Consider the following 6,736-nt stretch of genomic DNA (forward strand, 5'->3'; position numbering starts at 1 on the left):
CTTCTCATCAGCCTTCCAGAACTTGACGTGAAAAGTCAGCTTGCACATTAGTAAGAATCAACAGTTTGAAATACTCGGTGTGACTAACTCAGGGCTAAAAAATGACATAGTTTCTTTATATCTGGCTACAAACCAATCCTCTGAAGCTGTTTAAAATCTACTGTGCAAGAGGTCTATTAGCTGGCAGATTTATATAGATCCTCCTATTTACGAGGATAAGCTGTTTAAAATCTAATGTGCAAGAGGTCTATTAAGGATAACTCCTCCTGCTAGAAAAGCAAAGAGTAATGCGATACCCTGTTTCCATTAGGTGCAGGGAACCATCTGGGTCATAGCGGTAGAGGGCTGCTTGTCCCGATACTTCGCTGACGGAGCCAACCCAAAAGCGTCCTTGGGGTCACATTTGCCATTATTGAAGCGGGTATTGGGATGGGAAAATTCAATCTGGCACAGATGTTTTATGCTTCCTGTCTGGAAATTTAGGAATACGAGGCGATCGCGCAGAGCAACCAGTAATCGAGCCGTGCCAGCCAGAGCGATCGCGCTAACCACACTGTCCATCTCAAAGTAATGATCGCGTCCACTAGTCGGGTTAAACTCATGCACTCGGTGGTTGTAGATGTCCACCCAGTAGAGCCGTTGATTAGTCTCATCCCAGAGAGGACATTCCCCTAAACGGGCGCGAGCAGCGAGAACATTTTGAACCGATGACTGGACTAAACTCATGGAGCAGTTACTCTATTTTCGCCAACACGGAAAGTTGTATATTTTGATTCATCGCACTGGAGTGAATTAATGGTTGCCACTAAACCAGTCCACGCCGTCTGCTGATTGATTCCTAACCCTGCCCCGTTGTCGCCGTAAAAATACTCAGTGGTGAAGTCTTTGCCCAAAAACTGGTGAAACCGTTGGGGCAACTAACTCAATCAACAAGTAATTTACAAGGAACCAGACCAATCCCCACTAGTTGGATTGCCACCAAATATGCCGTAGGTCAATTCTGCCAGTCGTTTTTCTTCTACCGTCATCCATCTCCTTCCCAAAATAGCCAGTGCTTGATGCTCTTCTGCCTTCTGCCTTTCCAGCTAAGCAGACCAGGGTTGCCAAGGTTTTGCTTTCACCTCAATTTTGCCTGATCGCACAAGAGCATCCCAACAGGTACGATCGCCTTCCCGCCAAAATTTTAAGTCAATGCGAGCATCGCCAACCTCTAGCCCAGAAAGCGTTAGGTCAGACAGCCAGTCAGGAAGATAGGGATCGACGTAGAGGTAGCCTTGGGGAGCATCAGCAGAAAGACCGAGTATTGACTGAAGTAGTTGAAACACAGACGCGGCTGCCCAGGCTTGTGGGATGTTCGCCTCTAAATAGGGAACTGGAAACGCTCCCGGTCGGCACTCAATGCCCGCATATAGTTCAGGGAGGCGATCACTGGCGAAATAGGTACCAGCATCGAAAATACCGTGCGCTACCTGTGCCGCTTCTAGGGCAAAGCCATAGCGCTTAAAGCCCAGGGCGATGATGCTATTATCGTGAGGCCACACAGAACCCCGATGATAGGAAAAAGGATTGTAAGCAGGGTTTTGAGTTGATAGAGTGCGAATGCCCCAACCGCTCCACATATCAGGTCGGAGGAGTCGCTGCACCACCCTCGCGGCACGATCAGGTCTGGCAATACCGCTCCAGAGGCAGTGTCCCGTATTGGAAGCCACAGACCGCACTGGTTGCTTATCAGGGTCGAGGGCAAAGGCATAGCAGTCCAACTCTTCGCACCAGAATCGTTCCTCAAAGCGCCTTTGTAGAGTGGCGGCTTTGGCTCTGAGGGTGACGACGTGATCGGCTTCTCCCAACGCCTCAAAAACTTCCGCCATCCGCATCTGAGCATCAAATACATAACCCTGGAGTTCGCACAGTGCTATAGGAGCTTTGACCTGACTACCATCCGGGTAGACGATAGAGTCGCCCGAATCTTTCCAGCCCTGGTTGTCTATGCCACGTGTAGAGCGGGTTTGATACTCCTGAAAACCGTCACCGTCGCGATCGCCATAGCGATCAATCCACTCCAGGCAACGCAATGCCACGTCTCTGTGTTCCCTTAACAGCGACTCATCCCCCAGCCATTTCCAAGCTTCATGCAGCAGGATGAGGAATAGCGGCGTGGCATCGGCAGTGCCGTAGTAGGGCGTGTGGGGCACTTGTTTAAAATAGGCAAGTTCACCCCGACGAATTTCGTGCAGGATTTTACCAGGTTCGGCATCGCGCCAATCATCCCGCTCGGTTGCCTGCCACTGCGCCAGTTTTTTCAGCGTTCCCCGCGCAAAATTGGCATGGGAGATCGTGGTTTGCAGACTAACAATTAGACTATCTCGCCCAAACAGGGTGACAAACTTGGGTACACCTGCTGCGGGTAGCCAGATATCGGGTTCAACATCGTAATCGAACAGGCGCAGTGCTCCCAAGTCTTCAACAGATTGGCGGTAGAGACGATTAACTACCTTGTTACAAGAGTTAACAGCCGTAACGCAGTTCAGCCATTCGTGGTGTAGTCTTTCCACTCCGGTGTTGGTAATCCGGTTATCCACCATCGCCTCGTAGCAAAGATTGACTGGCTCCCGAATATGCTCATTGCCTGCTAAGGTATAGCCACAACAGGCATGCCAGGTTTCACCGGGTTGCAACTCTAATTCAAATGTAATGCGACCGTTGGCAGAGTGGGGTGAGCAGGAGCTGTTACTAATTTTGTAGCTCAGGCAACGAAAGAAATCCCCATTGGTGTAGGTGGTGGATAGTTCGTCATTCTCCTCATTCCAACGAGTTTCAATCCGTCCTCGTCGCACGAATTGACGCGACTCCACCTCAAAAATATCGGCGAAGTCTGAGCGCAGCGCAATTTCTAAATTAAACCGGACAGGTGCGAGTCCATAATTAGTCAGGTCAAGGTCTTCGTGAATTCCCTCCTGCACCGTGCGACTAATCACAAACGATAGCGTTCCACTGGGGAGCTTGCCATCTCTAGATGTAAACTCTGGATTGGTTAGGTGAATTCGGGTGGCATAGTAAGTGGTCGTCGTGGAGGTAAGACGCTCCCAGGCATGACCATCCACATAGCAGGCATAGTAACTTAAAAAGCGAGTGTCATCGGCAAAAATGCCAAAATGACCATTGGGCTGAATTTGTCCCGCTAGGTCAGTCACCATAAAGGTGTTACTATAATTAATTCTTAAAATCGGTTTTTCAACACTGATTCGCATACATCGCTCCTACTATCAAAGTCTGGATGCTTGTTTCCGCCTGGGAGGTGTCGAGAAATTTGTTGATTTAGTATTAAATTGACATTCCAAACTCGTAGCGAGAGCTTAAACTGTAACACCCCTGTTTGAAAGAACTTGTTGTAACTGGGCTTCTCGATCTTTGGATAGCGAGGTACACAATACTTTTCCGCCAAATTTGCTAACCTCTTCCAACACTTTATCTGGGGTAGCTTGGCGAACTAAAATGAAGATGGCAGAAGTTCTGGGTTCGAGGGTTGAGCCAAGTTCCCCCATGAAATTATCATTAACGCCAATATCTGTAAGTGCTCCGCTGAGCGCACCACTGGCGGCACTTACTGCAACGTCGAGCAATGGATCGAGAAATAACGTCCCAATTAGCAGTCCCCAAAAACCACCGCCGACAGCACCTTCACCGGTCAAGTTAGTCGCTTGTTTAAGTTGAACTTTGCCTGCTTTATTCTTGACGACAACAGCAGCATCTTCGAGATCGCTCAAATATTCCCTCTGCAATTTAGCTAAGGTTAAACGAACTTCGTCTGCCTTAAATTCATCTTCATATCCAACTACTATCAAATCAGCCATTGTTTTTCTCCGATTAAAGTCTGCGTAACGGTTTAATCGTTACTACGTCTGGAGCGCCTGGAACCGCCTAAGCTGACCACGCTCCACGAAAATCAGCGTAGAGAGTCAGTCCTCCGTCAATAAATAAGGTTTGTCCAGTGATGTAAGCAGCCTCCTCCGATGCCAGAAAAGCAACCGCAGCAGCCATTTCCTCTGCGGTTCCTGCTCGCCCCATCGGGATGTGGCTTTCGACTACAGCTTTCTTCTGCGGATCATCCGTCCAGGCTTCATTGATTGGAGTGCTTGTTGCTCCAGGAGCGATCGCATTGACGCGAATCCCATGCTCGGCATACTCCAGCGCCAAGGTTTTCGTCAGATTTTCCATCCCCCCTTTGCTGATTGAATAACTCAGATACAACGGTCGAGGAATCTTTTCGTGAACACTAGAAACATTAACAATGATGCCAGGACGATTTTGAGATAGAAAATACTTAATCGTTTCACGCGCACATAAGAAAGCACCGCGCAGGTTTACAGACAAAACGTTATCAAAATCTTGAGTCGGGATTTCATGGGACGCGCATTCCTTCTGAATTCCGGCGTTGTTGATCAAAATATCCAAGCCGCCAAATTGCTCAACAACCGCATTCATCATCTCACGAATATCTTCTTCTTGAGAGACATCGCCTTGAATCAGTAGTGATTTCACTCCACATCCTTCGACTTGCCCACAAGCCTTTTGCATTGCTATTTCTTCTGTTCCTTCAGCATCTTCTGCACTTTTGCAGTAGTTGATAGCAATATTGCAACCTTCAGTAGCTAGTCGAATTGCGATCGCTTGCCCAATACCGGAACTGGCTCCGGTAATCAGCGCATTTTTTCCTGCTAATCCCTTCATTTCAAGTCCTCCAAAACACTCTCTACGGTAATTTCTAAAGCCTCGCGTGATTATGGTCTACGTCCGGAATGTACCTTTCCTTAAAGCATCGGAAAGTTATCTTCCAGTAGCTTCGCTACGCGATGGACGTGAGGGATGTTGAGCGCCCGCACTAGCATCGCATGGGGTTGACCTGTTGCTGAGCGCTTAGAAAGTAAAACTTGCACTGCCATTTCCAGCACAGGCAACGAGAAGGAATCAGCAAACAGAATTTGGCGAAACCATTGTCTATCTGTCTGAGCTTTGAGGATAAACTCTTCTGGGTCGTATTCAACAACACGTCCCGATTCCTCGATCAAGAAAGCGGTGCTAGTTGCTTCCTTATATGTTTAGATTTTCGCGTCCCTAATACAAAAATTCAAAATCGTTAAAACTGGCTCTGATACTTCTCTAAAATGCCCATCAAGTTAACTTGGCACTGCATGGGTAGTAAATCGATTAAAGGAATTTCTCGTTTACCGCCACCGATTTTTACGATGATGTTTTGCAGGATTTGGAGAACTCGGTCTTCGTCCAGGGAATTAGTTGTGAGCAGGGGATACACCTGTTCGGCAACGACAGTGTGCAGACGGGCATCGGATAAATACAGATGCCACTTAGCAATGTCCATATAGACGCTGCCGCCAATCTCTGAGGCTATCGCCTCGATTATTTCTGTAGTATTAGCCATGAGCGATAAGCGTTTATAGACGTGTAAACAATAAATCTATTTAAAACTATTACTTAGAACTTACGCGGACTGGCACCTCCCCTAGGTTGAGAAAACGCTAGAGTCAAGGTATATGAGAGACTCAGTGACTCGCCTCGATTACTGTCAGTACTTGTTAGTCAGCCAGATCAACTATACCCTGACTCACTTTGTTGACCACAGTGAAAAGTTCTAAGGTCGCAAGTCATTGTGACAAGTAACATTCAGGACTTCCCTGACACAGCGCTAGACCCCTTTGGAATTGAGGCTCAGACCCCCCGATGAGTTTCTCACCCATCTTTTTGACTTGTATCCTCAGAGATTGGTAAAAATATTGACCGAGCAGGCTCAAGATTTAGTTGACCCGCCTTTGAGCGTACAGGAAGTTCTAGAGGATCTTACCCTCCATGCACCGGAGTTCGTTAACATTATTTCTCCCCAGGTCCTTTATCTGACTTCCACTAATTATTTTTGACCACTCCCCTTAGCTACCCCCTTGAAGCAGATTGTTCTAATAAAAATGCTTAGTTAAATTAGACAGGACTTACGCAAAGTCAAAAAGAGGAGGCGAGGAGGTAACCTCTAAACTAGAGGGATGAGCTTCACCAAACTGGACTACTGCCAGTACTTGCTGAGCAGTCCCATCAACTACACTGTGACCAACAACGCTCGACCATCTAGAGGGTATCAGCCATGATCGGATCAACCGATATCTGCGTGGCGAAAGGTTGACACCTCGCCTGTTGTGAGACAACGTGAAACTGCTACTGCAACCGTCAAAGAATGCTTATGTCTTGTTTGACGATACGGTCTTGGACAAACGGTATTCCACCTCAATTGAGCTAGCGCGAAGACAGTGAGCGCGGCAACGAACATCGAGTGATCCAGGGCATCGGGCTGATTATCTGTGTCTACGTCAATGGCGAAACCGGGCAGTTCTGGGTAATCGATTACCGACTGTATGATCCCGACGGCGATGGGCAAAGCAAATTGGCTCATGTAGCAGCGATGCTTGACGCTGTGGTCTACAGCAAGCAGTTACCCTTCACAACCGTACTGATGGATAGCTGGTACGCAACTCAGAAGTTGATGGCGCAGGTTGACCAGCAAGAATTGCTGTACTACTGCCCGCTCAAAACCAATCGCCGCGTCGATGATAGTGGCGGCACTGCGCCGTATGTGCGCGTGAATAAACTGCAAAAAGGAGCGCTCAGGACTTGCAGCAAGGCAAGCGCATCAAGATTCGCGGCTTTCCCAAAGACAAGAAGGTGAGACTATTCC

At 48.0% G+C, this 6,736-nt stretch carries 8 protein-coding genes; 1 reads left to right on the forward strand and 7 read right to left on the reverse strand.

Annotated elements, in window-relative coordinates; all coding sequences use genetic code 11:
* Positions 1 to 306 precede the first annotated feature (306 nt).
* The 7 genes from ACEW80_RS23100 to ACEW80_RS23130 form a co-directional block, all read right to left on the reverse strand.
* Positions 307 to 726, reverse strand: a complete 420-nt coding sequence (locus tag ACEW80_RS23100) for an SMP-30/gluconolactonase/LRE family protein (protein ID WP_373528832.1) — start codon at positions 724 to 726, stop codon at positions 307 to 309.
* Entirely contained in the window at positions 723 to 917 is a 195-nt protein-coding gene (locus ACEW80_RS23105; protein ID WP_373528833.1) for a hypothetical protein, read from the reverse strand. Before ACEW80_RS23105 ends, ACEW80_RS23100 begins: the two co-directional genes overlap by 4 nt.
* Positions 918 to 1,085: 168 nt before the next feature.
* Entirely contained in the window at positions 1,086 to 3,248 is a 2,163-nt protein-coding gene (locus ACEW80_RS23110; protein ID WP_373528834.1) for a glycogen debranching N-terminal domain-containing protein, read from the reverse strand.
* 105 nt (positions 3,249 to 3,353) lie between these two features.
* Entirely contained in the window at positions 3,354 to 3,851 is a 498-nt protein-coding gene (locus ACEW80_RS23115) for a DUF1269 domain-containing protein (RefSeq protein ID WP_373528835.1), read from the reverse strand.
* 67 nt (positions 3,852 to 3,918) lie between these two features.
* On the reverse strand, positions 3,919 to 4,728 hold the full coding sequence (locus ACEW80_RS23120; RefSeq protein ID WP_373528836.1) for a glucose 1-dehydrogenase: 810 nt from the start codon (positions 4,726 to 4,728) through the stop codon (positions 3,919 to 3,921).
* A gap of 80 nt (positions 4,729 to 4,808) precedes the next feature.
* Positions 4,809 to 5,066, reverse strand: coding sequence for a hypothetical protein (locus ACEW80_RS23125; protein ID WP_373528837.1), 258 nt, complete (start codon positions 5,064 to 5,066; stop codon positions 4,809 to 4,811).
* 68 nt (positions 5,067 to 5,134) lie between these two features.
* Positions 5,135 to 5,437, reverse strand: coding sequence for a DUF3181 family protein (locus ACEW80_RS23130; protein ID WP_373528838.1), 303 nt, complete (start codon positions 5,435 to 5,437; stop codon positions 5,135 to 5,137).
* A gap of 897 nt (positions 5,438 to 6,334) precedes the next feature.
* On the opposite strand from ACEW80_RS23130, the gene ACEW80_RS23135 reads away from it, so the two are divergent.
* Complete coding sequence (locus tag ACEW80_RS23135) at positions 6,335 to 6,727, forward strand: hypothetical protein (RefSeq protein ID WP_373528839.1); 393 nt, start codon at positions 6,335 to 6,337, stop codon at positions 6,725 to 6,727.
* Positions 6,728 to 6,736: the final 9 nt, after the last annotated feature.

The organism is Nostoc sp., assembly GCF_041747015.1.
Lineage (GTDB): Bacteria > Cyanobacteriota > Cyanobacteriia > Cyanobacteriales > Nostocaceae > Nostoc.